This is a genomic window from Pandoraea sp. ISTKB (assembly GCF_001721285.1).
GTDB classification, from domain to species: Bacteria; Pseudomonadota; Gammaproteobacteria; order Burkholderiales; family Burkholderiaceae; genus Pandoraea; species Pandoraea capi.
The window spans coordinates 487,044-510,780 of record NZ_MAOS01000001.1 but is presented as its reverse complement, the minus strand read 5'-3'; the positions used below and the strand labels follow the sequence as shown (position 1 = coordinate 510,780).

At 63.7% G+C, this 23,737-nt stretch carries 25 protein-coding genes; 16 read left to right on the top strand and 9 right to left on the bottom strand.

What is annotated here, in order from left to right:
• Positions 1–25 precede the first annotated feature (25 nt).
• Both A9762_RS02295 and A9762_RS02290 read right to left on the bottom strand, forming a co-directional pair.
• A complete protein-coding gene (locus A9762_RS02295; RefSeq protein WP_069340383.1) occupies positions 26–550 on the bottom strand; it encodes a TlpA disulfide reductase family protein in 525 nt (174 codons plus the stop codon).
• Between the two features lie 57 nt (positions 551–607).
• Positions 608–1,216, bottom strand: a complete 609-nt coding sequence (locus tag A9762_RS02290) for a thioredoxin (protein WP_240493411.1) — start codon at positions 1,214–1,216, stop codon at positions 608–610.
• A gap of 182 nt (positions 1,217–1,398) precedes the next feature.
• Here A9762_RS02290 and A9762_RS02285 point away from each other — a divergent pair, with 182 nt between their 5' ends.
• Positions 1,399–1,956, top strand: coding sequence for a hypothetical protein (locus tag A9762_RS02285; protein ID WP_069340382.1), 558 nt, complete (start codon positions 1,399–1,401; stop codon positions 1,954–1,956).
• A gap of 28 nt (positions 1,957–1,984) precedes the next feature.
• Here the strand turns inward: A9762_RS02285 and A9762_RS02280 are convergent, their stop codons facing one another.
• The gene (locus tag A9762_RS02280; RefSeq protein ID WP_069340381.1) at positions 1,985–3,520 is read right to left on the bottom strand and encodes a YifB family Mg chelatase-like AAA ATPase; all 1,536 of its coding nucleotides are present in this window, start codon (positions 3,518–3,520) and stop codon (positions 1,985–1,987) included.
• Positions 3,521–3,929: 409 nt separating this feature from the next.
• Positions 3,930–4,178 (bottom strand): accessory factor UbiK family protein, encoded by a 249-nt coding sequence (locus A9762_RS02275; protein WP_069340380.1) that lies wholly within the window; start codon positions 4,176–4,178, stop codon positions 3,930–3,932.
• 396 nt (positions 4,179–4,574) lie between these two features.
• On the opposite strand from A9762_RS02275, the gene A9762_RS02270 reads away from it, so the two are divergent.
• The 9 genes from A9762_RS02270 (at position 4,575) to ptsP (ending at position 14,477) form a co-directional block, all read left to right on the top strand.
• A complete protein-coding gene (locus A9762_RS02270) occupies positions 4,575–5,420 on the top strand; it encodes a TorF family putative porin (RefSeq protein ID WP_069340379.1) in 846 nt (281 codons plus the stop codon).
• A 13-nt stretch (positions 5,421–5,433) separates the two neighbouring features.
• Positions 5,434–5,772 carry a P-II family nitrogen regulator gene (locus tag A9762_RS02265; RefSeq protein WP_047906773.1) on the top strand — a complete coding sequence of 113 codons (339 nt, stop codon included), beginning with the start codon at positions 5,434–5,436 and terminating at the stop codon, positions 5,770–5,772.
• An 85-nt stretch (positions 5,773–5,857) separates the two neighbouring features.
• Positions 5,858–7,330, top strand: coding sequence for an ammonium transporter (gene amt / locus A9762_RS02260; RefSeq protein ID WP_240493421.1), 1,473 nt, complete (start codon positions 5,858–5,860; stop codon positions 7,328–7,330).
• A 361-nt stretch (positions 7,331–7,691) separates the two neighbouring features.
• Positions 7,692–8,981, top strand: coding sequence for a glutamate--cysteine ligase (gene gshA / locus A9762_RS02255; protein ID WP_069340377.1), 1,290 nt, complete (start codon positions 7,692–7,694; stop codon positions 8,979–8,981).
• A gap of 472 nt (positions 8,982–9,453) precedes the next feature.
• Positions 9,454–10,725: a hypothetical protein gene (locus A9762_RS02250; protein ID WP_069340376.1), complete on the top strand. Its 1,272-nt coding sequence runs from the start codon at positions 9,454–9,456 to the stop codon at positions 10,723–10,725.
• 111 nt (positions 10,726–10,836) lie between these two features.
• A complete protein-coding gene (gene gshB / locus A9762_RS02245; protein WP_069340375.1) occupies positions 10,837–11,775 on the top strand; it encodes a glutathione synthase in 939 nt (312 codons plus the stop codon).
• Between the two features lie 179 nt (positions 11,776–11,954).
• Entirely contained in the window at positions 11,955–12,368 is a 414-nt protein-coding gene (locus A9762_RS02240) for a PTS sugar transporter subunit IIA (RefSeq protein WP_069340374.1), read from the top strand.
• Positions 12,369–12,371: 3 nt separating this feature from the next.
• Positions 12,372–12,641 (top strand): HPr family phosphocarrier protein, encoded by a 270-nt coding sequence (locus A9762_RS02235; RefSeq protein WP_047906779.1) that lies wholly within the window; start codon positions 12,372–12,374, stop codon positions 12,639–12,641.
• A 99-nt stretch (positions 12,642–12,740) separates the two neighbouring features.
• Entirely contained in the window at positions 12,741–14,477 is a 1,737-nt protein-coding gene (gene ptsP / locus A9762_RS02230; RefSeq protein ID WP_069340373.1) for a phosphoenolpyruvate--protein phosphotransferase, read from the top strand.
• A gap of 131 nt (positions 14,478–14,608) precedes the next feature.
• On the opposite strand, the gene A9762_RS02225 is transcribed toward ptsP, so the two are convergent.
• The 3 genes from A9762_RS02225 to gpmA all read right to left on the bottom strand — a co-directional run bounded on the left by A9762_RS02225 (position 14,609) and on the right by gpmA (position 18,148).
• Positions 14,609–15,361 carry a molybdopterin-synthase adenylyltransferase MoeB gene (locus tag A9762_RS02225; protein ID WP_069340372.1) on the bottom strand — a complete coding sequence of 251 codons (753 nt, stop codon included), beginning with the start codon at positions 15,359–15,361 and terminating at the stop codon, positions 14,609–14,611.
• 70 nt (positions 15,362–15,431) lie between these two features.
• Positions 15,432–16,988 (bottom strand): S41 family peptidase, encoded by a 1,557-nt coding sequence (locus A9762_RS02220; protein ID WP_069340371.1) that lies wholly within the window; start codon positions 16,986–16,988, stop codon positions 15,432–15,434.
• Positions 16,989–17,401: 413 nt separating this feature from the next.
• The gene (gene gpmA, locus A9762_RS02215) at positions 17,402–18,148 is read right to left on the bottom strand and encodes a 2,3-diphosphoglycerate-dependent phosphoglycerate mutase (protein ID WP_069340370.1); all 747 of its coding nucleotides are present in this window, start codon (positions 18,146–18,148) and stop codon (positions 17,402–17,404) included.
• 235 nt (positions 18,149–18,383) lie between these two features.
• Between gpmA and A9762_RS02210 the strand changes: the two genes are divergently transcribed.
• The 5 genes from A9762_RS02210 to A9762_RS02190 all read left to right on the top strand — a co-directional run bounded on the left by A9762_RS02210 (position 18,384) and on the right by A9762_RS02190 (position 21,311).
• Positions 18,384–18,791, top strand: coding sequence for a rhodanese-like domain-containing protein (locus tag A9762_RS02210; protein ID WP_069340369.1), 408 nt, complete (start codon positions 18,384–18,386; stop codon positions 18,789–18,791).
• A 17-nt stretch (positions 18,792–18,808) separates the two neighbouring features.
• Complete coding sequence (gene grxC / locus A9762_RS02205; protein ID WP_023597820.1) at positions 18,809–19,069, top strand: glutaredoxin 3; 261 nt, start codon at positions 18,809–18,811, stop codon at positions 19,067–19,069.
• Between the two features lie 65 nt (positions 19,070–19,134).
• Positions 19,135–19,641: a protein-export chaperone SecB gene (secB, locus tag A9762_RS02200; RefSeq protein ID WP_039395381.1), complete on the top strand. Its 507-nt coding sequence runs from the start codon at positions 19,135–19,137 to the stop codon at positions 19,639–19,641.
• 63 nt (positions 19,642–19,704) lie between these two features.
• A complete protein-coding gene (locus tag A9762_RS02195) occupies positions 19,705–20,724 on the top strand; it encodes an NAD(P)H-dependent glycerol-3-phosphate dehydrogenase (RefSeq protein WP_069340368.1) in 1,020 nt (339 codons plus the stop codon).
• A gap of 56 nt (positions 20,725–20,780) precedes the next feature.
• Entirely contained in the window at positions 20,781–21,311 is a 531-nt protein-coding gene (locus tag A9762_RS02190; protein ID WP_069340367.1) for an O-acetyl-ADP-ribose deacetylase, read from the top strand.
• On the opposite strand, the gene trmL is transcribed toward A9762_RS02190, so the two are convergent.
• Both trmL and A9762_RS28785 read right to left on the bottom strand, forming a co-directional pair.
• Positions 21,293–21,763 carry a tRNA (uridine(34)/cytosine(34)/5-carboxymethylaminomethyluridine(34)-2'-O)-methyltransferase TrmL gene (gene trmL / locus A9762_RS02185; protein WP_069340366.1) on the bottom strand — a complete coding sequence of 157 codons (471 nt, stop codon included), beginning with the start codon at positions 21,761–21,763 and terminating at the stop codon, positions 21,293–21,295. The genes A9762_RS02190 and trmL overlap by 19 nt on opposite strands.
• A 14-nt stretch (positions 21,764–21,777) precedes the next feature.
• Positions 21,778–22,230, bottom strand: coding sequence for a ComF family protein (locus tag A9762_RS28785; RefSeq protein ID WP_083253545.1), 453 nt, complete (start codon positions 22,228–22,230; stop codon positions 21,778–21,780).
• Between the two features lie 546 nt (positions 22,231–22,776).
• Here A9762_RS28785 and A9762_RS02175 point away from each other — a divergent pair.
• Positions 22,777–23,697, top strand: a complete 921-nt coding sequence (locus A9762_RS02175) for a methyltransferase domain-containing protein (protein ID WP_069340365.1) — start codon at positions 22,777–22,779, stop codon at positions 23,695–23,697.
• Positions 23,698–23,737 lie beyond the last annotated feature (40 nt).

The following is a 23,737-nucleotide window of genomic DNA, read 5'->3' as shown; positions in this document are numbered from 1 at the left end:
ACTGACTGCCTCGCGTCGATGTGCGTCAGGCCTGCTTCGCGAGTGCCGTTTCGATGAGCTTGTTCAGTTCGGCATATTCCGGCTCACCGACGTACTGCTTGAGCACCTTGCCGTTACGGTCCACGACGAATGTCGTCGGCGTGAGTTGCACGTTGCCGTATTGCTTGGCGACGCTGCCGTCCGAGTCCATCGCCACCTTGAAAGGCAACTGACGCGTCTGCGCGTAATTCATCACGTACATCGGCGGATCGTAGCTCATCGCCACGGCGACGAACTCCAGTCCCTGACCCTTGTACTTCTCGTACGTCTTCACCATCGTCGGCATTTCCTTCATGCACGTGACGCAGCTCGTCGCCCAGAAGTTGACCAGATAGACCTTGCCCTTGAGCTGGTCGGTCGCGAGCTTCTGGCCGGAGAGCAACGTGAACGTGGCTTCGGGCGCGCGCTTCTGTCCGGCGAAGGTGAAGTAGGCGGCGATAGCCACGGCGGCGATGATCGCGATGGCGATGATCTTGCCGAGAGGAGACTTGCGGGAGGTCGTAGCGCTCATGACACAGCCGTGTGGGTGATTTTGGGGGACGAGTCGACGTCGATTCTACTCTGAATCTCAGCGCGTCGTGGTGCCGCTGCCCGGGTGCAAACGGGCGCGGCCACGGGCGATGGCGTCGTCGAGATAAGCGCCGTAAAAGTCCGGCAAGCCGGCACCGATCAACGGGTCGGCAACGGGGCGGCCGCTCGTATCGAGGAGCAAAACCGTCGGCGATACCTTGACGCCATGGGCACGCGCCCAGACGACGCCCGTCGTCGTCGATCCATCGAAATCGCGCACCGGCGTTGTACTGTCCATGCCGATCTCACGCACTTCGTACTTGCCGCTGCGCACCAGCGGTGCGAGTTCGCGCTGACGGATCGGGCCGCAATAGACGCAGTCGCGCAACGACACCAGCACGATCAGCGGCATGTCGAGCGACGCCGCCCGGCGCGCGTGCGCCGAGAAGTCCGTCGCCAACGGGACGGCGGCCTGTTGCTGCGCCGCCACCTTGCGGTCGAGCGGTGCCGGCGCGGCAGTGCCCTCGCGCGGATACGTGACGCCGGTGGCCTGCGCCAGTTCGAGTCTGGGTTGCGCTTCACCGGACGACGGTGCAGCGGCCACCATGCCGGTGGCGAAAGCACCGGCGATCCAGACGAGGGCGTTGCGGACGAGGAGGGATGTCATGGCGTCGATCATACCGGGATCCGTCTCGACTCGTTCGTGGCGCGCCGGTGAGGCGAGGACAGGGGGTGATATCTCGGGGATATACCGTCGAATGCCGTTGACGCGATGTTCATGTGGCGTTCTTCCTGCCGCAACGCCTGATGGATAATGGCGACTCCGATCAACCTCCACACTCCATCGTTATGAATCGCGTTGTCCGTGTCTGCGTGATGTTTGCCGCGTTTGCTGCGACTGTCGTGCTTGCCGCCTGTTCCCCGCGCTACGATTGGCGCGAAGTCCACGACAAGGATGGCGCGTACGCCGTCGCCTATCCCGCCAAGCCGACGCAGGACGAGCGCGAGGTCAAGTTCGCCTCCGGGCCGTTGCCGATGCGCATGCAAGCCGCGCGCGTGGATGCCGCACTCTTCGCGGTGGGTGTCGTCACGTTGCCCAGCGACGATGCCACGCTGCGCCAGACGGTCGTTGACGAACTGCGGCACGGATTGCTCGCCAACGTGAACGAAAGCACGGCGGCACCTTCGCAGGTGATGGTGCGTCAGGCGGGCGACGCTCCCGCATTACCCGGCATGGCCGTCTCGGCGAAGGGCGTCGCCAGCGTTGGGAGCGACAAGGCCGAGCGCTTCGTCTCCGCCCGCTTCGTCGGACGCGGCAATCACGTCTATCAGGTTGTCGTGATGGCGACGAAAGCCCCGAGCCAGGAACAGGTCGATCAGTTTCTCGACTCGTTCACGTTGGAGTAAGACGTTCCCGGCGCGCACCTACGCTCCCTCATGTCGGCGCCTCGCGGTACTGCACGGCTTCGGCGATGTGGTGGGCGTCGATCGCATCGTGCTCCGCCAGATCGGCAATGGTGCGCGCCACGCGCAACACCCGGTGGTAGGTACGGGCGGACCAGTGATGCTGCGTCACCGCGCGGTGCAGCACGTCCTGCGCGGGCGACGCCAACGCGCATTGCGCTTCCAGCGCACGATTGGACAGGCTGCAATTCAATTGCCCCTGACGCGATAACTGACGCGCTTGCGCTTGCCGCACGCGCTCGGCCACTACTTCACTGCGCTCACCTGTGGCGGGTGCGGCAAACGTTTCGGCGCTCAGTGCCGGGACTTCGACATGCAGATCGATGCGATCCAGCAACGGTCCCGACAGGCGGTTGCGATAGCGCGCTACCGCCTCGCTGGTGCAACGGCAAGTTCGCGCAGGATGTCCCAGATCGCCGCAGGGACACGGATTCATCGCCGCCACCAGTTGGAACGTCGCAGGAAACGTCGCGTGACCGCCCGCCCGCGAAATCGTGACGTGTCCCAGCTCCAGCGGCTCGCGCAGTACCTCCAGCACGCGACGCTGAAACTCGGGCAATTCGTCGAGGAACAATACGCCGCGATGGGCGAGACTGATCTCCCCCGGGCGTGGCACGCTGCCGCCCCCGACCAGCGCCGCAGACGATGCCGTGTGATGCGGCGCGCGAAACGGACGACGCCCCCAATGCCGCATGTCGAACCCCCGCGCGCTCAGACTGGCGAGCGTCGCGGCTTCTACCGCCTGCGCCTTGGTCAACGGTGGCAGCAGTCCTGCGAGGCGTGTCGCCAGCATCGACTTGCCGGTACCCGGCGGCCCATAAAACAGAATGTGATGGCCGCCCGCTGCCGCCACTTCCAACGCACGCTTGGCGTGCTCCTGCCCCTTGATGTCGAGCATGTCGGCCAGGTCACCTGTTGGCGTGCCGCTCAGGCCCTCGTCATCGCTGGAGGCTCGTGGGACGACAGCGCGAGGTAGCGGCGTGGCGACATCCGGTTCCGCGAGATGGGCGCAGACGTCGAGCAAGGTCCGGGCGCCGTAGACCGTCGCTTCTTCGACGAGTGCTGCTTCCTGGGCGCTGCTCACCGGCAACACCAGCGCGCGCGCCGACGGTTGCGCTGCCATCGCACTTGCCATCGCCAGTGCGCCGCGCACGGGGCGTAGCTCACCCGTCAGCGAAAGCTCCCCCGCAAACTCATGTGTGCGCAGACCCGACTCGGGCAGTTGACCGCTCGCCGCCAGAATGCCCAGCGCGATCGGCAGATCGAAGCAGCCGGACGCCTTGGGCAAGTCGGCCGGCGCCAGGTTGATCGTGATACGCCGCGCCGGGAACTCGAAACGGCTGTTCTGCAACGCCGAGCGCACCCGTTCCCGGCTTTCCTTGACCTCCGTATCCGGCAGACCGACGAGCGACAGTCCTGGCAGTCCATTCGCCAGATGCACCTCGACTGTGACCGGACGTGCCGCCATTCCCGTAATCGCCCGGCTGCTGACAATCGCCAGTGACATGACCTTCCTCCTTTTTCATCCCCGGTAATCCCCATTTCTTCCCATCCGCCCTGTTCACACGATGCCGCCACAACAGGAAGCGTTCTGCCGCGTTGCTGTCGATAGTCGTGCAGGCCTTCGGCACAGCGCAACGTCTTATCGGCGCAAATACACGGTGGGGCGGGGGGTTTCGGACTCAGGGTGTGGCGTGTCCGGAACCGTCTGCGATGCGAATAGGAGGATTCCGACTACTTATTCGGAAGTCGGGAGTCAATCGGCGGTGGAGCGCCAGTGATGTGGCGAGAGGGCGACAGGGCGACAGGGCAGGGGGGCGAAGACGAGAGCGCCGAGATCGGAGCGCAGCGCATGGCATCGCGCAGGCGCGCGAGCCCAGATGTGACAAGGGGCGCTTTCGCGCCCCCGTGAGTCCTTAGTCTTGCGCTTCGCTGCGCAGGCCTTCGAGTTCGGCCACGCGCTTTTCCAGCGCTTCGAGCTTCTCGCGCGTGCGGGCGAGCACCTGCGCCTGCACGTCGAATTCCTCACGCGTGACCAGATCGAGCTTGGTGAAGCCCTGGTTGAGCAGGCTCTTGACGTTGCGCTCGATATCCTTGGCGGGCGATTGCTTGAGCATCTCGCTCACCTTGGCTTGCATGTCTTGCAGGATCTCGTTCGGTTTCATAAGCCTTCCTCTCGTCGTTTCTTTGCACCGATCTGGTGCTTGCACCGTCAGTGTGCTTCCCCGTGCCGGCCAGACCGGTGCAACGTGGTGCATCCGGCGTGGCTTTCAATGTTGGCGCAACTCTAACACCGTTTTTTGCGCCCAGCCAGCCAAGCGCCCCGGCCCATCGGCCCGGAGATGAGCATTTGACACTGTCTGCCGGGATTCGTTGTTCCCGGGGTGTCGTACCCCCGCATCACCGTCCCCGCAATTTTGCCAATTTTTTATCCCGAAATTCGTATTGTGCGCGTCGCAGCGCAAGTGGTCGAAGGAGCTGGCACGGGAGTTGCTCTACCCAAGTTCAGAACCTGCCACACGCTGTACCAAGACGTTGAAAATTCAACTTAGGGGAAAGTGATGAAAAAAGTGTCAACAGCGGTAACCACTGCAATGGCTGGCTTTGTGTTCTTCGGTGCTATGTCGATGTCGGCCGGCGCATTTGCGCAGGCTGCCACTGATGGCGCCGCACCGGCAGCAGCACCGGCCGACGCCGCAGCCGCGGCAGCCGAACCGCTGACCGTCACCGCCAACATCGGCCTGTTCTCGGACTATCGCTTCCGCGGTATTTCGCAAACGGCCAAGCGTCCGGCGATACAGGGTGGTTTCGATATTGCGCATGAATCCGGTTTGTACGCCGGCGTGTGGGCGTCGAACATCAGTTGGATCTCGGATGGGAACTCCGCCGTCAGCGCGCCCATCGAGATGGATTTTTACGGGGGCTGGAAGAAGGAAATCATCCCTGACTGGACCATCGACGTCGGTGGTCTGCAGTACTACTACCCGGGCTCTTATCCGACGGGTCAGTTCTTCGCACGCCCGCATACGTTCGAACTGTATGCCGCCGTGGGTTGGAAAACTATCACGCTGAAGTATTCGCACGCACTGACCCGTCTGTTCGGTCTGGTGAGCCCGGACGGTCAGGACACGACCAACAGCGGCTATCTGGATCTGACGGGGACCTACGACATCGGCTTCTGGGGCCTGTCGGCCGTGGGCCACGTGGGTCACCAGTGGGTGCATAACTTCGGTGCAGCAAGCTATACCGACTGGAAGATCGGCCTGTCGAAAGACTTGGGCAAGAACTTCACCGTGTCGGTCTCCTACGTCGATACGAATGCCGACGAGAAGTACTACACCGCCGCAAATTCCGGCAAAGTGCTCTCCAAAGCTACCGTGGTCGTAGGGTTGTCGAAGACATTCTAAGGAGCGACTCATCATGAAGCTGATTACCGCAATTGTGAAACCCTTCAAGCTCGACGAGGTGCGTGAAGCGCTCTCGAACATCGGCGTGGCGGGCATTACGGTGACCGAAGTCAAGGGCTTCGGCCGCCAGAAAGGCCATACCGAGCTGTATCGGGGTGCAGAATATGTCGTCGACTTTCTGCCGAAGGTAAAGATCGAGGCGGTAATCGGCGACGCCATGCTCGATCAGGCGATCGACGCCATCGAGCAGGCGGCCCGCACCGGCAAGATCGGGGACGGCAAGATTTTCGTGTCCAACGTCGAGCACGTGGTCCGTATCCGTACTGGAGAGACCGGCGAAGACGCGCTGTAAAGGTCCTAAACAAGAGACAACAATCATGAAAAAACTGCTTGCCAAACTCCTGCTCGCCGCCGCCTTCGCTGGCGTTGCGGGCACCATGGGCCTCGGCTCGACCGCGGCGTTCGCGCAGGACGCCTCGGCGCCTGCCGCCGCTTCGGAAGCGTCTGCGCCGGCGGCTGCCGCCGCTGCACCCGCTGCCGCACCGGCATCTGCCGCTCAGGCCGCTGCACCGGCCGCGCCGGCAGCCGCTACCCCTGTCCCCGCGAACAAGGGCGACACCGCGTGGCTGCTGACCTGTACCGCACTTGTGATTCTCATGACGCTGCCCGGCCTGGGCCTGTTCTACGGCGGTCTCGTTCGCTCGAAGAACATGCTCTCCGTGCTGATGCAGTGTTTCATCATCTTCTCGCTCGTGGTCGTGCTGTGGGCGATCTATGGCTATAGCATCGCGTTCACCGAGGGCGGGGCCTTCTTCGGTGGCTTCGATCGCCTGTTCCTGAAGGGCATGACACCGGATTCGGTGGCGGCCACTTTCAGCAAGGGCGTGAACGTGCCGGAGTACGCCTACATGGCCTTCCAGGCAGCGTTCGCCGCGATTACCTGCGCGCTGATCGTCGGTGCTTTCGCCGAACGCGCCAAGTTCTCGGCCGTGCTGCTCTTCACCGTGATCTGGTTTACGTTCTCGTACCTGCCGATGGCGCACATGGTCTGGTTCTGGGCGGGCCCGGATGCCTACACCGACGCGGCTGCCGCTGACGCTGCCACCGCACATGCCGGCTGGCTGTTCCAGAAGGGCGCGCTCGACTACGCAGGCGGCACGGTGGTTCACATCAACGCCGCTATCGCAGGTCTCGTGGGTTCGTACATGGTTGGCAAGCGCGTTGGCTTCGGCAAGGAAGCGTTCAAGCCGCACTCGCTCACCATGACGATGATCGGCGCCTCGCTGCTCTGGTTCGGCTGGTTCGGTTTCAACGCCGGCTCGGGTCTGGAAGCCAACGGCGGCGCAGCACTCGCCTTCGTCAACACGCTGCTCGCGACGGCCGCTGCCACGCTGTCGTGGACGGCGGGTGAGTGGATCGGCAAGGGCAAGCCGTCGATGCTCGGTGGCGCATCGGGCGCGGTGGCCGGTCTGGTGGCCGTGACCCCGGCAGCCGGTTTCGTCGGTCCGATGGGCTCGATCGTGCTCGGCCTGCTCGCCGGTGTGATCTGCCTGTGGGGTGTGAACGGTCTGAAGCGCCTGCTCAAGGCCGATGACGCACTCGACGTGTTCGGCGTGCACGGTGTGGGCGGTATGCTCGGCGCGATTCTGACGGGTGTGTTCGCAGCACCGTCGCTCGGCGGCACGGGGATCTACGACTACGTCGCCAACGCCGTGGCACCGGATTACTCGATTGCCGGTCAGGTCTGGATTCAGTTCCAGGGCGTGGTGACCACGCTCGTGTGGTCGGGTGTCGTGGCCTTCATCGCCTTCAAGATCGCCGACATCGTGCTGGGTCTGCGTGTGCCGGAAGACGAAGAACGCGAAGGTCTGGACATCACCTCGCACGGCGAATCGGCGTACCACAACTAATACGACGGATCACCGCTGATCGACGGCAATCGTCGGTCAGTCAGTCTTTGCCCCGGTTTCGGCCGGGGCGACAAGAAGGAGTCGCTGGTGGCCGGTCGGACAGCCGGCACCGGCATTGCGCGGGCGCCCGTTAGGGTGCCCGTTTTTTTGTCTGCGGTTTTGGCGCAAGCGATGGCGGTGTGGGTGCTTCCCCGCTTTCCACACCTTCCGCGCTTGTGATTCCCGATCCCGCCCCCATGTCCTCTCATCGCAGCATTGCGCCGTCCCTCCCCGATCGGTGCCCCTTCCAGGGGCATGGCAAACGGCGGGGGCGTCTGGCGGATGCTCTACAATCGATATTCCATCTGGATATGAGAGAAGCATGGTTCCGCATCTCGTCACGGCCCTGAAAGGCCCTTTGCTCGACCTGGAAAAGAAGATTCTCGATGCGACGCCCGCCATCGAGCGCTGGTTCCGGCTCGAGTGGCAGGAGCACACGCCGCCGTTCTACTGCTCGGTCGACCTGCGAAATGCCGGCTTCAAGCTCGCTCCCGTCGACACCAATCTCTTCCCCGGTGGCTTCAACAATCTCGCGCCCGAGGTGCTGCCGCTCGCCGTGCAGGCCGCGATGGCCGCGATCGAGAAGATCTGCCCCGACGCGAAGAATCTGCTGCTGATTCCCGAACGTCATACGCGTAACTCGTTCTATTTGCAGAACATCGCGCGTCTGTCGACGATCATGCGTCATGCCGGGCTGAATGTGCGTCTGGGCAGTCTGTCGGACGACATTACCGAGCCGACGACCATCGAGTTGCCGGACGGTCAGCACGTCGTCATCGAGCCGCTGGAGCGCACGCCGCGCCGTCTGGGGCTCAAGAACTTCGATCCGTGCTCGATTCTGCTCAATAACGACCTGTCGGCTGGCATCCCGCCGATTCTCGAGGGGCTGCACGAGCAATATCTGCTGCCGCCGCTGCACGCGGGCTGGGCGATGCGTCGCAAGAGCCAGCACTTCTCGGCGTACGACGACATCGTCAAGAAGTTCGCCAAGATGATCGACGTCGATCAATGGATGCTCAATCCCTATTTCGCGAAGTGCGAAGGGATCGACTTCGACGAGCGTGTCGGTGAGGAGAAGCTTGCCGATACGGTCGATGCGGTGCTCAAGAAGATCAACAAGAAGTATCGCGAGTACGGCATCACCGAGAAGCCGTTCGTCGTGATCAAGGCCGATGCCGGGACCTATGGCATGGGCGTGATGATGGTGCACGACGCCGCCGAGATCAAAAACCTGAACCGCCGCGAGCGCACCAAGATGAGCGTGGTGAAGGAGGGCCTCGAAATGCACGATTTCATCGTGCAGGAAGGGGTCTACACGTTCGAGCGCATCAACGAAGCCGTGGCCGAACCCGTCGTCTACATGATCGATCGCTATGTGGTCGGTGGCTTTTATCGTGTGCACACCGGACGCGGTACCGACGAGAATCTCAACGCTCCGGGCATGCACTTCGTGCCGCTCGCGTTCGAGCACACGGCGCTGCCCGACGTGCACGCCAAGCCGGGTGCCGCGCCGCCGAACCGCTTCTATATGTATGGCGTGGTGGCGCGTCTCGCGCTGCTCGCGGCGTCGGTCGAACTCGAACGTACCGATCCGGACCCGGAAACCTACTGATCGCACGATGGCGTCATGGCTCGTTCGCGTCATGACGCATTGAACCGGGCGCGGCGAGTGACAACCGGCCGCGTTCTTTCGGTTTCGGCGTCTCTTTGAGAAGTTTCTGAATTTGGTGCGAGGCTGTGTCCGTGTGGCGGCCTCGTGCGCATCTCGTCCCGAGAAGCGAAAAGAAAAAGACGCCCGGCTGGCCCCCCGACTAGCCGGGCGTCACATTTACCGGCCGCCTCATGCAACGGCCGGAAATCGGGGCTTTCCTGGGCGGTCCCCCCCGCAAACTGGCTCCCTGCGCATCCCCTTCACGCTTCGGATCGGTGTACTGTGCCGGTCCGTCGTCCGGTTCGCATCAGCAATGAAGCGATGATGCGACCGATCGACGCCCTCGACATCCCCCGAACGGGGGATGTCCGTCAGTGTTGAAGTGGAATAAGAAATTTCCTCGAAATTGCCTTTGGCCAGGAGCGACTTGCGAATGCAGGGCGACTTGCGCACACGCCTTCGTCAAATCCATCAATTGCCGGTGCCTGTCATCGGCTGTCTGCCGCTGTGGCTGGAAACGCTGCGTCTTTGGCTTGATGCGGACGGCGTGGCGGCGCTCTGGTGCCATGCGCAGGAGGGCGCCTCCGCTGTGAGTGAGGACGGATCGACGGATGCCACCTGCTGGTACGCTCCGCAGGCGCCGCTGGCCGCGTGCGAGCGGTTGGCAGCCAGCGGGTGGACGATGCCGTCTGTGGCCGAACTGCAACACGTGCTCCCGGAGGGGCGGGTGATGCCCACGCACCAGCGCCGGAGCCGGGCGGGCGCCGTGGGGGCCGGGGCGGCCTTGTTGCCGCGTCCGGCGGCGCTGGCCGCGTGCCTGCCAGACGGCGATTTGCTCGACGTCTGTCTGCTGCCTGCACAACGAATCTCGGACACGTCGCCGTGCCAGGACGCCGCTCCCATCGGCGCATTGCGGCTGCTCGTGTCGAGGCGGCGTGAGCATCCGCGATTCACGTCGCGCGAAATCGTCGCGTTCGAGACGGCCGCCGCCGGGTTCGCTACGGTTCCGGAGCGTGCGCCATTCCCAGCATTTCCAACATTCCCACCGCATGCCGTGATGACCTCCGCCATACAGGACCCAGGTCCGGAAGTGTCGGACGCCATCGGGGCCGACATCACGGGCACGCTGGTCTGGCATCGCCGTCAGCCGGAGTGGGCCGATCCTGCGGCACTGGCACTCATGCGCCGGGTCTGGCGTCTCGTGCCGGGGCGTGCATGGCCCTATGCCTGCATCGTGGTGCAGGCATGCCAGCGTCTGGCCGACGAGCTCATGCTCCACCCGTGCGACGCCCCGCCTGCCGGCGCGCAGGTGGGCGCCTCGGTGCCGGTGCCAGGCGGAACGCTGCATCTGCACGCCACCCATTTGTGCGGGATGGGGGGCGGTGCGACCGAACGCGTGCGCATCGCGCTACATCTCGCCGTACCGCCGGCCGTGCGGTTGTTACAGCGGCTATGGGAGACAGCGCTCACGCCTGTGCAGCGGGAGATTGCCATGCGCCTGCTCGCGGGCCAGTCGCGCACGCAAACGCGCGAGGCGTGCGCCATCGGCGTCCAGACGCTCAAGACACACCTGTCGCTTATGCGCGCGCGCCTGGATCCGGTGCGCGATGCGTCGCTGCTGCTCGGACTGGGCGGGCAGGGCGCAGTCGGTGGGTGGCAATGGTTGGATGGCGCGACGACGGCCGCAAACGCAGGCCGGACGTGATTTGCGCGTCGACGCACTGCGCAGCGGCAAAACGACGGCTCGGCTAGAATAGATGCCTGTCGCCGCAGCTTGCGGTGTGTGCATCCGAACCCCCAAGACTCCCGCCGATCGATGCAGATTCTCTTTATCGCCGACCCGCTCGACCAATTCAAGATCTACAAGGACACCACGTTCTCGATGATGCGCGAAGGTGCGCGTCGCGGGCACCGCATCTTTGCATGCGAGCCGCACGAGATGGCGTGGCAAGGCGCGACGGTCGATGCGCGTGTGAAGGAAATTCGTCTTACGGGCGATGCCGACGCCTGGTACGAAGTCGTGGAGACGCGCGTTGCAGCGCTGACCGAATTCGACGCCGTGCTCATGCGCAAGGACCCGCCGTTCGACATGGAGTACATCAACTCCACGTGGCTGCTGGAGATCGCCGAGCGTGCCGGTGCGCGTGTGTTCAACAAACCGAGCGCGATTCGTGACCATTCCGAAAAGCTGGCGATTGCCGAATTCCGGCAGTTCGTGGCGCCGACGCTGGTGACGCGCGATGCGGGGCGTCTGCGGGCCTTTCACGCCGAACATGGCGACGTGATCTACAAGCCGCTCGACGGCATGGGGGGTACGGGCGTGTTCCGCATCGGCCCGGACGGCCGCAACCTCGGCTCCGTCATCGAGATGCTGGGCGAGAACGGTGCCCGTTCGGTGATGGCGCAACGCTTCATTCCCGACATCAAGTTGGGTGACAAGCGTGTGCTCGTGATCGGCGGCAAAGTGGTACCGCATTCGCTCGCGCGTATTCCTCAGGGCAACGAAGTGCGCGGCAACCTCGCCGCGGGTGGCCTTGGCGAGGCGCGCGATCTGTCGGCGCGCGATCGTGAGATTGCCGAGTCGCTGGCGCCGGTTCTCTGGCAACGCGGTCTGCTGCTCGTGGGCCTCGACGTGATTGGCGATTACCTCACGGAAGTGAACGTCACGAGCCCGACGTGCTTCCAGGAAATCACGGATCAAACCGGTTTCGACGTGCCGAAGATGTTCATCGACGCGCTGGAACTGGCCGTCTGACGGACATTGGGGTCGCGCGGCGGCAATCCCGTCGGTAGCAGCCCCTAACCTGATGAAATTTCAGGATTAATTCGGGATTTTGGCGCGCCTGCTAAAATAAGAATCCCAAAATCGACAGGTTCGCGTTCGTCGTTGTGTTTGTATCCCGAACACTCGCGGCGCCCGGCGCGCCTAGCATCATGGCTGGAATTCTGATCATTGCCCACGCACCGCTGGCTTCGGCCCTTCGCGAGTGCGTTTCGCACATCTACGGCGGTTGTCCTTCGCGCATCAGCGCGATCGACGTTGTCCCTGACCAGGACACAGCGGCGCTCGTAGACGTCGCCAAAGAACGCCTCGCGCAACTGCGCGAAGAGAACGGCGTGCTGGTCCTCACCGATCTGTTCGGGGCGACGCCGTCGAACGTGGCGGCGCAGCTGGTAGGACCGAAAGTGCGTGTGCTCGCAGGGGTGAACCTGTCGATGCTCATCAAGGCGGTGTGCTATCGCTCGGTGCCGCTCGACACGCTGGCGGAGAAGGTGCTTTCGGGCGGATCTAAAGGTATTCTGGAAGTCGGCGCGGGTGCGCCGGCCACACACACTACGTCACACTGAAACATGCTTCGACAAGAAACGACGATCGTAAATAAATTGGGCTTGCACGCCCGGGCATCCGCAAAGCTGACGCAACTGGCGGCGAAATTTCAGAGTGAGGTCTGGCTGACCCGTAACGGTCGGCGTATCAATGCGAAGAGCATCATGGGCGTCATGATGCTGGCGGCGGGGATCGGCTCGAAGGTCGAAGTCGAAACCGAAGGCTCGGACGAAGCGCAGGCCATGCAGGAAATTCTCGACCTGATCGCGAACAAGTTCGGCGAAGGAGAGTAACGCCCGGCCGTGTTTTCGCCGCACCGCCGCGCACTGTCGCCGAAGACAGCACACACAGATTTCGGTCGAATCACCCGCCTCTGAACTGGGGAGACTTCCTTGTCTTTCACCCTGCACGGCATTCCCGTTTCCCGGGGCATCGCGATCGGACGCGCGTATCTGCTCGCGCCCGCCACGCTCGATGTCCCGCACTATCTGCTCGATCCCAGCCAGATCGACGATGAGGTCGCGCGCTTCGAAAGCGCTCAGGCGACCGTCCAGCAAGAACTCGACACGCTAAAAGCGGAGTTGCCGGACGACGCCCCGGGCGAGATGGGCGCGTTTCTCGACGTTCACTCCCTGATCCTCAACGACACGCTGCTCGTCGATGCCGTGGTCAAGCTCATTCGCGAGCGTCGCTACAACGCGGAATGGGCGCTCACGACGCAGCTCGACGTGCTCGTTGCGCGTTTCGAAGACATCGAAGACGAATACCTGCGCGAGCGTCGTGCGGACATCGAACAGGTGACCGAGCGTGTGCTCAAGGCGCTCGCCGGTGCGCCCGGTATCCGCCATGTAGTGGCCGAGACGCCGCGCGACGACATGATCGTCGTGGCCCGCGACATCGCGCCCGCCGACATGCTGCAATTCAAGTCGCAGACGTTCAAGGGCTTCGTCACGGACCTCGGCGGCAAGACGTCGCACACGGCCATCGTCGCCCGCAGCCTGGGTATTCCGGCGGCGGTCGGCGTTGCGCAGGCCAGCCTGCTCATCAAGCAGGACGACGTGATCATCATCGACGGCGATCACGGCATCGTCATCGTCGATCCCGCACCGATCGTGCTCGAAGAGTACAGCTACCGGCAAAGCGAGCGTGCGCTGGAAGAGCGGCGTTTGCAGCGCCTGAAGCATTCGCCTGCGCAGACCATTGACGGCACGCACATCGAGTTGCTCGCCAACATCGAACTGCCGGAAGACGCCAAGACTGCGGTGGCAGCCGGCGCTGTCGGCGTGGGGCTGTTCCGCACCGAATTCCTCTTCATGAACGAGGAGGAGGCGCCTGAGGAAGAGGCGCAGTTCGAGGCCTACAAGCGCGCGGTCGAATCGATGCAGGGCTTGCCGCTCACGATCCGGACCATCGACGTGGGGGCCGACAAGCCGCTCGACAGTCACGAGACGTACGAGACCGCGCCGAATCCGGCGTTGGGACTGCGCGCTATTCGCTGGAGCCTGTCCGAGCCGCGCATGTTCCTGACGCAACTGCGGGCGATTCTGCGGGCGTCGGCGTTCGGCAAGGTGCAGATTCTGTTCCCGATGATTGCGCATGCGCAGGAAATCGATCAGACGCTCGAACTCGTGCGCGAAGCAAAGGCGCAGCTCGACGCTGCGGGTCTGCTCTACGACCCGAACGTCAAGCTCGGGGCGATGATCGAAGTGCCCGCCGCCGCGCTCACGGTGCCGATGTTCCTCAAACGGCTCGACTTCCTGTCCATCGGCACGAACGACCTGATTCAGTACACGCTGGCGATCGATCGTGCGGATAACGCCGTGGCGCATCTCTACGACCCGCTGCATCCGGCGGTCCTTCGTCTGATCGCCATGACGATTCGCGAGGCGCACGCATTCGGTGTGCCGGTCGCGGTTTGTGGCGAGATGGCGGGGGACCCGACGGCAACCCGTCTGCTGCTCGGCATGGGGCTGCGCGAGTTTTCGATGCACCCGAGTCAGTTGCTTCAGGTCAAGCAGGAGATCCTGCGGGCGCACTTGCCGGATCTGGAGCGCCCGGTGCAGGAGCTGCTCGCGGCGACCGAACCGGAAGAAATGCAGGCGGCGCTGGCCCGTTTGGCGGTGGCCTGACCGAGAGGCGGGAAGAAGGCTTTCGCGTTACGCGAAACGAGAAGCGGACGGTCCTTTACAGGGCTGTCCGCTTTTTTTGTGTTCGAAATTTGGGGTGCCGCCGAGTGCATCGTCGGCCATTTCCCATGCCGTCAGTGGCGCTGTCCGCAGACTTTGCACTCCGGATTGCGGGCACAGTGCATGGTGTGCCAACTCATCTTGCGTCCGTCGAGCATCTGGAGACGCCCCACGAGCGGCGTGCCGACGCCGGTAATCAGCTTGATCGCCTCAGCGGCCTGCATGCTGCCGATGATGCCCACGAGCGGCGCCAGAACGCCCATCGTGGCACACGCCTGTTCGGGGAACGGCTCGTCGGCGGGGAAGATGCACTCATAGCAGGGCGACGCGTCGTTACGCACGTCGAACACGCTGATCTGTCCGTCGAAGCGCAGAGCGGCGCCGGAGACGAGCGGCACGCCCGCCGCCACGCAGGCGCGATTGACCGCGTGACGTGTGGCGAAGTTATCCGAGCCGTCGAGCACGACCGTAGCGTCGCGCGCGATCGCCGTGAGCCGGGCTTCGTCCACGCGCTCGTTGATGACGTCGACAACCACGCCCGGATTGATCTGTGCAATGCGCGCCCGCCCGGATTCCACCTTGGGCTGGCCCACACTTTGTGTGTCGTGAAGGATCTGGCGTTGCAGGTTGGTCAGATCGACGACATCGTCATCGATCAGCGTGAGGCGTCCGACGCCGGACGCCGCCAGATAAAGCGCTGCCGGTGAGCCGAGACCACCGGCGCCGACGATGACCGCGTGGGCGGCGAGCAGACGCTCCTGTCCCTCGATACCGAGTTCGTCGAGCAGGATATGACGGGAGTAACGCAGCAACTGATCGTCGTTCATCGCAACACGCAAAGGGATAAAAAAACCGTGCCGGCTTTCGCGGGCACGGTTTGTAGTGTAAAGCGGATGCTTACTTCTTGTCCGTCGGCTTGGCCGGTACGACGGTGTCCGTCTTCGGATCCGTCTTGGCGCCGGCGGCAGGCGTTGCGGCCTTGGCAGCGTCCTTCGGCAGCGGGCCGGCGTTTGCTTCCAGACGCGACTTCGTGCGCAGGACCGGCTCGCCCTTGATCTGGTGAATAGCCTGCTGGAGCATGAAGTCGTCGGCGCTGCCCAGATCCGGCAGGCGTTCTTCGCGTTCCTTCTTGCGCTCTTCCGGCGTCTTCTTCGCGTTCTCTTCTTCGAGGCGGCGCAGTTCTTCCAGGCGGCGGGCTTCGCGGGCGTCGATTTCCTTCTGCTCGTCAGGCGTTTGCGTGTTGTGCAGGTGGTTCTGGTAATCGATTTCGCGCGTCACCAGCACGTCGTCCGGATCGCCCTTCGGATTCTGGTCGACCGGCACGTCCGGCTTGATACCGATGGACTGGATCGAGCGGCCGCTCGGCGTGTAGTAGTAAGCCGTGGTCAGACGCAGCGCAGTATCCGGCGACAGTTGGCGCACAGTCTGCACCGAGCCCTTGCCGAACGTCGTCTTGCCCATGATCGTGGCGCGCTTCGAGTCTTGCAGTGCACCTGCCACGATTTCCGAAGCCGACGCCGAGTAAGCGTTCACCAGCACGACCATCGGCACCGTCTTCCAGAACGGCGCTTCACCCTTGAGCGGATCTTCTGGGCTGGCCGACAGACGGTAGTTGTCGAAGGTGGCCTTGTACGTCTGCTTGGCGTCTTCGATCTGACCGTTGGTCGACACGACCACGGCGCCTTCCTTCAGGAACGCGGCGGACACACCGACGGCCGACTGGAGAATGCCGCCGCCGTTGTTACGCAGGTCGAGGATCAGGCCCTTGAGCGGCTGGTCCTTGGCCAGTTCCTGGAGCTTCTTGGCCAGATCCGGCACGGTGCGTTCCTGGAAGCTCGTGATACGGACGTAGCCGATACCCGGTTCGAGGATCTTGCCCTTGATGCTCTGCACGCGAATCTCGGCACGCACGATGGAGACCGGGAACGTGCGCTCTTCCGACTTGCGGAAGATCGTCAGCGTGACCTTGCTGCCCGGGGCGCCACGCATGCGCTTGACCGCCTGGTCGAGCGTCATGCCGCGTACGGGCTTGTCGTCGATGCGGGTGATCAGGTCGCCCGGCTTCAGGCCGGCCTTGAACGCCGGGCTGTCTTCGATGGGGGAGATCACCTTCACGAGACCGTCTTCCTGCGAGATCTCGATACCGAGACCCGCAAAGCGGCCGCGCGTCTGCTCTTGCAGTTCCTTGTATTCGTCCTTGTCGAGGTACGACGAGTGCGGATCGAGGCTCGACACCATGCCCTTGATGGCTGCGGTCAGCAGCTTCTTGTCGTCGACCGGCTGCACGTATTCGCGCTTGATCTGACCGAACACTTCGGCGAGCAGACGAAGCTGTTCGAGCGGCAACGGCGTGGTAGCGCTTTGTGCGGAAGCCTGAGAGAACGCGAGGGTGGCTGCCGCACCGGTCGCAAGGCCCAGCACGATCAGGCCGATGTGTTTGAGGGTTTGGCGCATATAGGCGTGGAATTTCCCGGAATTTTGGGGCGCACCCCAATGGGCGCGCGCACTTTGGCGAAGTATAACCGTTTGCCCGCAGGCGGGACATTGCCCATTCGACAGGTAGTTTTCCTGAGTGGTTCTACGAAAAGTTCCATTCAATGCGACGTTGTGACGCGAACTTCGGCGAACGTCGCCTGATAGTGCGCGGCATTGGCCGTCGGGACGCGGCTTGGGAGGTTTCGGAAAGTCTCAGGCGAAAGCCGCTGGCGGGGTCGGGATCGTGTTACCGCGTATTACGCCGCGCGGGGCTGGCGTGGCAGCGTATAGGGAGTTTCCCGGGGCGCTCGATGCGGATGGCGGGAAGATGGCGTGGCTGTCAGGTGCGACGACCCGCTCGGGGCGCAGTCGTCGCGGACCTTGCACGATGCTTACTTCGACTTGCCTTGCGCGGCGACAGCGGCCAGCGCGCCGGCAATCTTTTCCTGATCGCCGAGGTAGTAGTGACGGATCGGCTTCAGGTCGGCGTCCAGTTCATACACGAGCGGCGTGCCGTTCGGGATGTTCAGGCCGGCGATATCGTCGTCCGAAATATTGTCGAGGTGCTTGATGAGCGCACGCAGCGAGTTGCCGTGGGCGGCCACGAGCACTTGCTTGCCGGCACGCACGGCCGGTGCAATCGACTCGTTCCACAGCGGCAGCACGCGCGCCACCGTGTCCTTCAGGCACTCGGTGAGTGGGATTTCTTCGCGCTTGAGCTTGGCGTAGCGCGGGTCGTTGAACGAGCTGCGTTCGTCGTTCTCGGCCAGCGGGGGCGGCGGCGTGTCGTAGCTGCGACGCCACACGTGGACCTGATCGTCGCCATACTTCGCGGCTGTCTCAGCCTTGTTCAGGCCGGCGAGCGCACCGTAGTGACGCTCGTTGAGACGCCAGCTATGCACCACCGGGATCCACATCTGGTCCATGGCGTCCTGCACGTGCCACAGCGTGCGGATGGCACGCTTGAGCACCGAGGTGTAGGCCAGATCGAATTTGAAACCGGCGTCGGAGAGCAGCTTGCCGGCCTGAGCGGCTTCGGCAACGCCCTTTTCGGTCAGGTCGACGTCGACCCAGCCGGTGAACCGGTTTTCTTTGTTCCACGTCGATTCGCCGTGGCGGATAAGAACGAGCTTGTACATGAGCAAACTTCAGTCAGAGTAGGAAAGCGGGGGCAGCCGACAGGGGGCGGGGGTAGGTCGTCGCACCGGCCGCCGCCAAGCCCGGCAAGGGTTTGGCATGGCGTTCCAGGGGACGTTCGGCGCTCGAAAAAAGCCGCGGCCGACGTCCGGCGCAACGATTGGCAACGACACCCGTCGGCGCAATCACGGAATATTTTATAATGATCGGATTCTTTTGATTATTTTCAGGTGGTTTGTGAAGTTCTTTGCCGATTACACCAACCTTGCGCTGATCGCCATCGCCCTCGTTTCGGGCGGCATGCTGGCCTGGCCGGTATTCAAGCGCGGCGGTCGCGGTCTGTCGACCATGGAAGCGACCCAGCTCATTAACCGCAAGGGCGCCGTGGTGCTCGATGTCCGTACGGCAGAGGAATTTGCCACCGGCCACCTGCCATCCGCGCGCAACGTGCCGCTCGACGACGTCGAACAAAAGGTCGCGGGCATCATCAAGAATAAGGCTGCCCCGGTACTGATCGTGTGCAAGAGCGGTCAGCGCTCGGCGCGCGCTCAGACGCTGCTTCGCAATCTTGGTTATGCTGAGTCGTTCAGCCTCCAGGGCGGCGTCGCCGCCTGGCAGGAAGCCGGCCTGCCGGTCGTCAAGTAATCCAGGAGTTGCAAGTCATGCCGAAGATCGTGATGTATAGCACGCAAGTGTGCCCGTACTGCCAGATGGCGGAACGTCTGCTGCGCCAGCGTGGGGTTCAGGAAATCGAGAAGATCCTGATCGACAAGGAACCCGCCCGCCGCGAAGAAATGATGACGCGCACGGGGCGTCGGACCGTACCGCAAATTTACATCGACGAGCGTCATATTGGCGGTTACGACGATCTTTCGGCGCTCGATCGTGCCGGTGGTCTCGTGCCGCTCTTGCAAGCCGCCTGATACCGCCTGCAAAATAGGCGCCCAGCCGCGTGACTGCGCGGCTGTCTTCATTCCAAGGAAACGAAATGTCCGACCAGAATCAGCCGTTTTTCAGCATCCAGCGCGCTTACCTGAAAGATCTGTCGCTCGAGCAGCCGAATTCGCCCGCGATCTTCCTCGAGCAGGAGATGCCGACCGTTGAAGTGCAGTTGGACGTGGCGGCAGAGCGCCTGGCCGAAGAAATCTTCGAAGTCGCCGTGATCGCCACCGTGACGGCCAAGATCAAGGACAAGGTCGCTTTCCTGGTCGAAGGCAAGCAGGCTGGCATCTTCGAAATCCGTAACGTGCCGGTCGAGCAGCTCGACCCGCTCATCGGCATTGCCTGCCCGACGATCGTCTACCCGTATCTGCGTGCGAACGTGGCCGACACGATCAGCCGTGCCGGCTTCCAGCCGATCCATCTGGCGGAAGTGAATTTCCAGGCGCTCTACGAGCAACGTCTGGCGCAACTGGCCGAGCAACAAGCCGCCAACGGCGAGACGCCGGCCCCGGGCATTGTGATGCCCGACGGCTCGTCCGCTCAGACTCACTAAGCGCTTGCGCTTCATCGACGCCGTGGCCGGCTCCGAGCCGGCGATGGCGTCGAGGTCCCCTTCATGAAGATTGCCGTATTCGGTGCAGGTGCCTGGGGCACCGCGATGGCGAGTCACATGGCCGCACGCCATGACGTTGTTCTGTGGGCGCGCGATGCTGCGCTCGTGGCGCAATTGACCGCCTCTCACGAGAATTCCGCTTATCTCCCCGGTTCCCCGTTGTCCCCCCGTCTGCGATTCGAATCCGACTTCGCGACGGCGATGGCGCACGGCTCGGGCGAGCACGCATTGTGTGTGGCTGCCGTACCCGTCGCGGGGCTGCGTGCCCTGGCGGGGCACATGGCGCAGGCGCCCAATGCACCGCAGAACCTGATCTGGCTTTGCAAGGGTTTCGAGGCCGATACCGGCCTGTTGCCGCATCAGATCGTTGCGGAGGTCTTCCCTGCGGTGGCCGGGGGCTCATTGTCCGGGCCGAGCTTCGCACGCGAAGTGGCGCAGGGGCTGCCTGCGGCATTGACGATTGCGAGCGCCGTACCGTCCCTGTGCGATCTGACGATTGCGGCCTGTCACTTCGGCGCGCTACGCATCTATTCGAGCGACGATCTCGTTGGCGTCGAAGTCGGTGGCGCCGTAAAGAACGTACTGGCGATTGCCACCGGTGTGAGCGACGGCCTGGGTCTCGGGTTGAATGCGCGTGCCGCGCTGGTGACGCGGGGTCTGGCCGAGATGACGCGTCTGGGCGTGGCCTTGGGCGGCAAGCCCGAGACGTTCATGGGTCTGGCCGGTCTTGGCGATCTGATTTTGACGGCGACCGGCGATCTGTCGCGTAACCGGACGGTCGGGTTGCAGTTGGCGTCGGGCAAGTCGCTCGACGAAGTGCTCGCATCGCTGGGCCACGTTGCCGAGGGCGTAAGATGTGCCCGTGCGGTACGCGATCTGGCGAGCGCCCACGGCGTCGAGATGCCGATTACCGATGCCGTCTGCGCGACGCTGTTCGACGGGCTGCCTGCCCGCGCGGCCGTCGAGGCGCTGCTGCGACGCGATGCCCGCGCCGAGCGAGAGGACGACTCGCCTCAGGGCTGATCTTTCTCAGACGACGGTGTCCTGCCGTCGACACTCGCAACAAGGGAGTCCTACCCATGTCGCAAGTTGTCCGTCTTCACGCCTCCCAGGGCGATATCACGCAATCCACGGTCGATGCCATCGTCAACGCCGCGAATGAATCGCTGCTCGGCGGTGGCGGCGTCGACGGTGCGATCCATCGGGCTGCCGGCCCCGAACTCCTCGAAGCCTGCCGAAAACTCCAGGGTTGCCGCACCGGGCAGGCGAAGATCACGCCCGGATTTCGCCTGAAAGCCAAATTCGTGATCCATACCGTCGGTCCTGTGTGGCATGGCGGCGCACACGACGAGCCGGCTTTGCTCGCGAGTTGCTATCGGGAGAGCTTGCGTCTGGCTGCGGCGAATGGATGCCGAAGCGTGGCGTTTCCAGCCATCAGCTGCGGTGTTTATGGCTATCCGGCAGAGCTCGCCGTACCGCTTGCCGTATTTACCGTGCGCGACGCGCTACCGCATTTCCCTGGCATCGAACACGTGGAGTTCGTATGTTTCGATGCGGCGATGTTCGCGGCATACCAACGCGAACTCGCGAGTCAGGACCCGCCGGCGTAGTCCTGCTGACGCCATGCCTCGAACACCACCACGGCGACCGTATTCGAGAGGTTGAGACTGCGGTTGCCGGGACGCATCGGCAGTCGCACGCGCTGCGTCGTTTCGAACGTGTCGAGCAATGCCGGGTCGAGACCTCGCGTCTCCGATCCGAAGACGAACCAGTCTCCGGGCGCGAACGACAACTGACCGAACGGACGCGAACCGCGCGTGGTCAACGCGAACATGCGTGTGGGATCGGGCGACTCCGACGCCAGAAACGCGGCCCAATCCCGATGCACCTTCATCTCTGCGTACTCGTGATAGTCGAGGCCGGCGCGGCGCATGCGTGCGTCGTCGAGCGGAAAGCCGAGCGGCTCGATCAGGTGCAGGCGTGCGCCCGTGTTGGCGCACAGGCGAATCACGTTGCCGGTATTGGGCGGAATTTCGGGGCTGACGAGAACGACGTTAAACATGAGCGTTGGGCAAGTTAAGGAGTGGGCGGCGTGCGCAGTACGACCGCGGCGAGGACGTGGGTCGCGCCTGCACGCTTGAGGGCGGCCGCCGCGGCATCGCAGGTCGCCCCCGTAGTCATGACGTCGTCGATCAGGACGATACGCCGGGCGTGAACACGACCATCTGCGACAAATACGTCGCGCAGATTGCGTCGCCGGTCGTCGCGGGAAAGACGTAGCTGCGCGACAGTCGTGCGGTCTCTGTGCAGCATTTGCGTACTCGCAGGCAGACGCGCCCGGCGTGAGGCCACACGCGCGAGCTCCCATGCCTGATTGAAGCCGCGCGACGCGAGCCGGGAAGGTGCCAGTGGCACGGGCACCAACAATGGCGCCTCGCCCCCGTGATCGCGGCTCGCCAGAACGTCGCCAAGGCGTTCGCCGAATTCGCGCGCCAACGGCAGAGCACCGTGGTATTTCAGACGAATCATCAAAGTATCGAGTGGTGGCACGTAGTCTGCGAGCGTCAGCGTCGCATCGAACGCTGGCGGGTGTCGCAGACAAGGGCCGCACAGGAGGGGGGGCGGGGTGCGACAAATTGTCGCACTTTCCGGGTCGAGCCCGACCGTTTCCTCCGGGCACAGCGTCGGCCGCGGCAATGCAATGGCGCACCGGTGGCAACGCGTCGAAGCACCGGGACGCGCAGCGTCGAAGGCAACCGCGCACGCCTCGCAGATTTGCCTCGACGCCCGTCGCCGACAAATGGCGCAGTGATCCGGCAGCGCGATGCGCAACAATCCGCTCGCGAGCCTGGCTGGCGTCATGAAGGGGAAAGAGGGCATGGGCACGGCGGTGAGCGTAAGGGCTTGGCTGAGAGGTGACCGGAGGACGGGCGGGCGGGGAATGATTCCCTCTGCCTCGTGAACCCCATCGGTCGCGTTCATATGGCGTCGAGGCACGTGGGGTGGCCGTTTGGCCGTGTCCGATGCATTCCGACAGCAGCGAGTATACTGCCGACTCGCCTTTTCGCCTGTCCCATGAAGCCTTCCGACGCTCCCCAAAACCCGTCCTCTGCGTTCTCCGCACGCTTTTTGCGCACTGCATTCGATCGTCGCGCCCCGAACTGGCAGGATGCCGATTTCCTGATGCGCGAGGTTGCGTCGCGACTGGCGAGCCGACTCGATTACATCAAGCTCAAGCCTCGGCGGGTGCTGGATGCCGGTTGTGGCACGGGCGGCGATCTGTTGAACTTCGGCGAGCGCTATCCCGACGCGTATCGCGTAGGGCTGGACGCCTCCTATGCCATGGCGAAGGCCGCAGCATCGGCGGGCGCGACCACCGGCTGGCGACGCCTGTTACGCAGCACGCCGCCCTACGGCGTGGTGCAGGCCGATTTCTCGGCGCTGCCGTTTGCCTCACGCTCGTTCGATCTCGTCTGGTCGAACCTCGCGCTGCACTGGTACCGCGAACCGCATCGCGTCATTCCCGAGTGGCACCGCGTATTGAGTACCGATGGTCTGCTGATGTTTTCGGCCTACGGTCCGGATACGCTGCGTGAGTTGCGTGCTGCCTGGGCGGAAGTCGATGACGTTCCGCATGCGCTGGAGCCCACGGATATGCATGATCTGGGCGACATGATGGTGGCGAGCGGATTCGATACCCCGGTGACCGATATGGAACGGCTCACGCTCACGTTCGAATCGCCTGACACCCTGCTGCGCGACGTGCGTCTGTTGGGCGTGAATCCCCAGCCGGAACGTCGTCGAGGCCTCACTGGGCGGGCGCGACTTGCGGCGCTGCGTGAGGCATTGGAGCGCCAGCGTGGCAGCGACGGCACCATCGCGCTGACGTTTGAACTGGTCTACGGCCACGCCTGGAAGATTCCTGAAAAGACCGATGCCGCCGGCAATGCCGTCGTGCGTCTTCAGGACATCGGTCGCGGCGGCCGGCCTCGCTAAGCCCCGCATCAGTCCCCCGGAACCCCCGTCCTCGCAAGGA

Bases quoted from the DNA above. Each gene is read 5' to 3' on its own strand.
- A9762_RS02295 (WP_069340383.1), bottom strand. From the start codon at position 550: ATGAGCGCTACGACCTCCCGCAAGTCTCCTCTCGGCAAGATCATCGCC.
- A9762_RS02290 (WP_240493411.1), bottom strand. From the start codon at position 1,216: ATGACATCCCTCCTCGTCCGCAACGCCCTCGTCTGGATCGCCGGTGCT.
- A9762_RS02285 (WP_069340382.1), top strand. From the start codon at position 1,399: ATGAATCGCGTTGTCCGTGTCTGCGTGATGTTTGCCGCGTTTGCTGCG.
- A9762_RS02280 (WP_069340381.1), bottom strand. From the start codon at position 3,520: ATGTCACTGGCGATTGTCAGCAGCCGGGCGATTACGGGAATGGCGGCA.
- A9762_RS02275 (WP_069340380.1), bottom strand. From the start codon at position 4,178: ATGAAACCGAACGAGATCCTGCAAGACATGCAAGCCAAGGTGAGCGAG.
- A9762_RS02270 (WP_069340379.1), top strand. From the start codon at position 4,575: ATGAAAAAAGTGTCAACAGCGGTAACCACTGCAATGGCTGGCTTTGTG.
- A9762_RS02265 (WP_047906773.1), top strand. From the start codon at position 5,434: ATGAAGCTGATTACCGCAATTGTGAAACCCTTCAAGCTCGACGAGGTG.
- amt (WP_240493421.1), top strand. From the start codon at position 5,858: ATGGGCCTCGGCTCGACCGCGGCGTTCGCGCAGGACGCCTCGGCGCCT.
- gshA (WP_069340377.1), top strand. From the start codon at position 7,692: ATGGTTCCGCATCTCGTCACGGCCCTGAAAGGCCCTTTGCTCGACCTG.
- A9762_RS02250 (WP_069340376.1), top strand. From the start codon at position 9,454: ATGCAGGGCGACTTGCGCACACGCCTTCGTCAAATCCATCAATTGCCG.
- gshB (WP_069340375.1), top strand. From the start codon at position 10,837: ATGCAGATTCTCTTTATCGCCGACCCGCTCGACCAATTCAAGATCTAC.
- A9762_RS02240 (WP_069340374.1), top strand. From the start codon at position 11,955: ATGGCTGGAATTCTGATCATTGCCCACGCACCGCTGGCTTCGGCCCTT.
- A9762_RS02235 (WP_047906779.1), top strand. From the start codon at position 12,372: ATGCTTCGACAAGAAACGACGATCGTAAATAAATTGGGCTTGCACGCC.
- A9762_RS02225 (WP_069340372.1), bottom strand. From the start codon at position 15,361: ATGAACGACGATCAGTTGCTGCGTTACTCCCGTCATATCCTGCTCGAC.
- A9762_RS02220 (WP_069340371.1), bottom strand. From the start codon at position 16,988: ATGCGCCAAACCCTCAAACACATCGGCCTGATCGTGCTGGGCCTTGCG.
- gpmA (WP_069340370.1), bottom strand. From the start codon at position 18,148: ATGTACAAGCTCGTTCTTATCCGCCACGGCGAATCGACGTGGAACAAA.
- grxC (WP_023597820.1), top strand. From the start codon at position 18,809: ATGCCGAAGATCGTGATGTATAGCACGCAAGTGTGCCCGTACTGCCAG.
- secB (WP_039395381.1), top strand. From the start codon at position 19,135: ATGTCCGACCAGAATCAGCCGTTTTTCAGCATCCAGCGCGCTTACCTG.
- A9762_RS02195 (WP_069340368.1), top strand. From the start codon at position 19,705: ATGAAGATTGCCGTATTCGGTGCAGGTGCCTGGGGCACCGCGATGGCG.
- A9762_RS02190 (WP_069340367.1), top strand. From the start codon at position 20,781: ATGTCGCAAGTTGTCCGTCTTCACGCCTCCCAGGGCGATATCACGCAA.
- trmL (WP_069340366.1), bottom strand. From the start codon at position 21,763: ATGTTTAACGTCGTTCTCGTCAGCCCCGAAATTCCGCCCAATACCGGC.
- A9762_RS28785 (WP_083253545.1), bottom strand. From the start codon at position 22,230: ATGATTCGTCTGAAATACCACGGTGCTCTGCCGTTGGCGCGCGAATTC.
- A9762_RS02175 (WP_069340365.1), top strand. From the start codon at position 22,777: ATGAAGCCTTCCGACGCTCCCCAAAACCCGTCCTCTGCGTTCTCCGCA.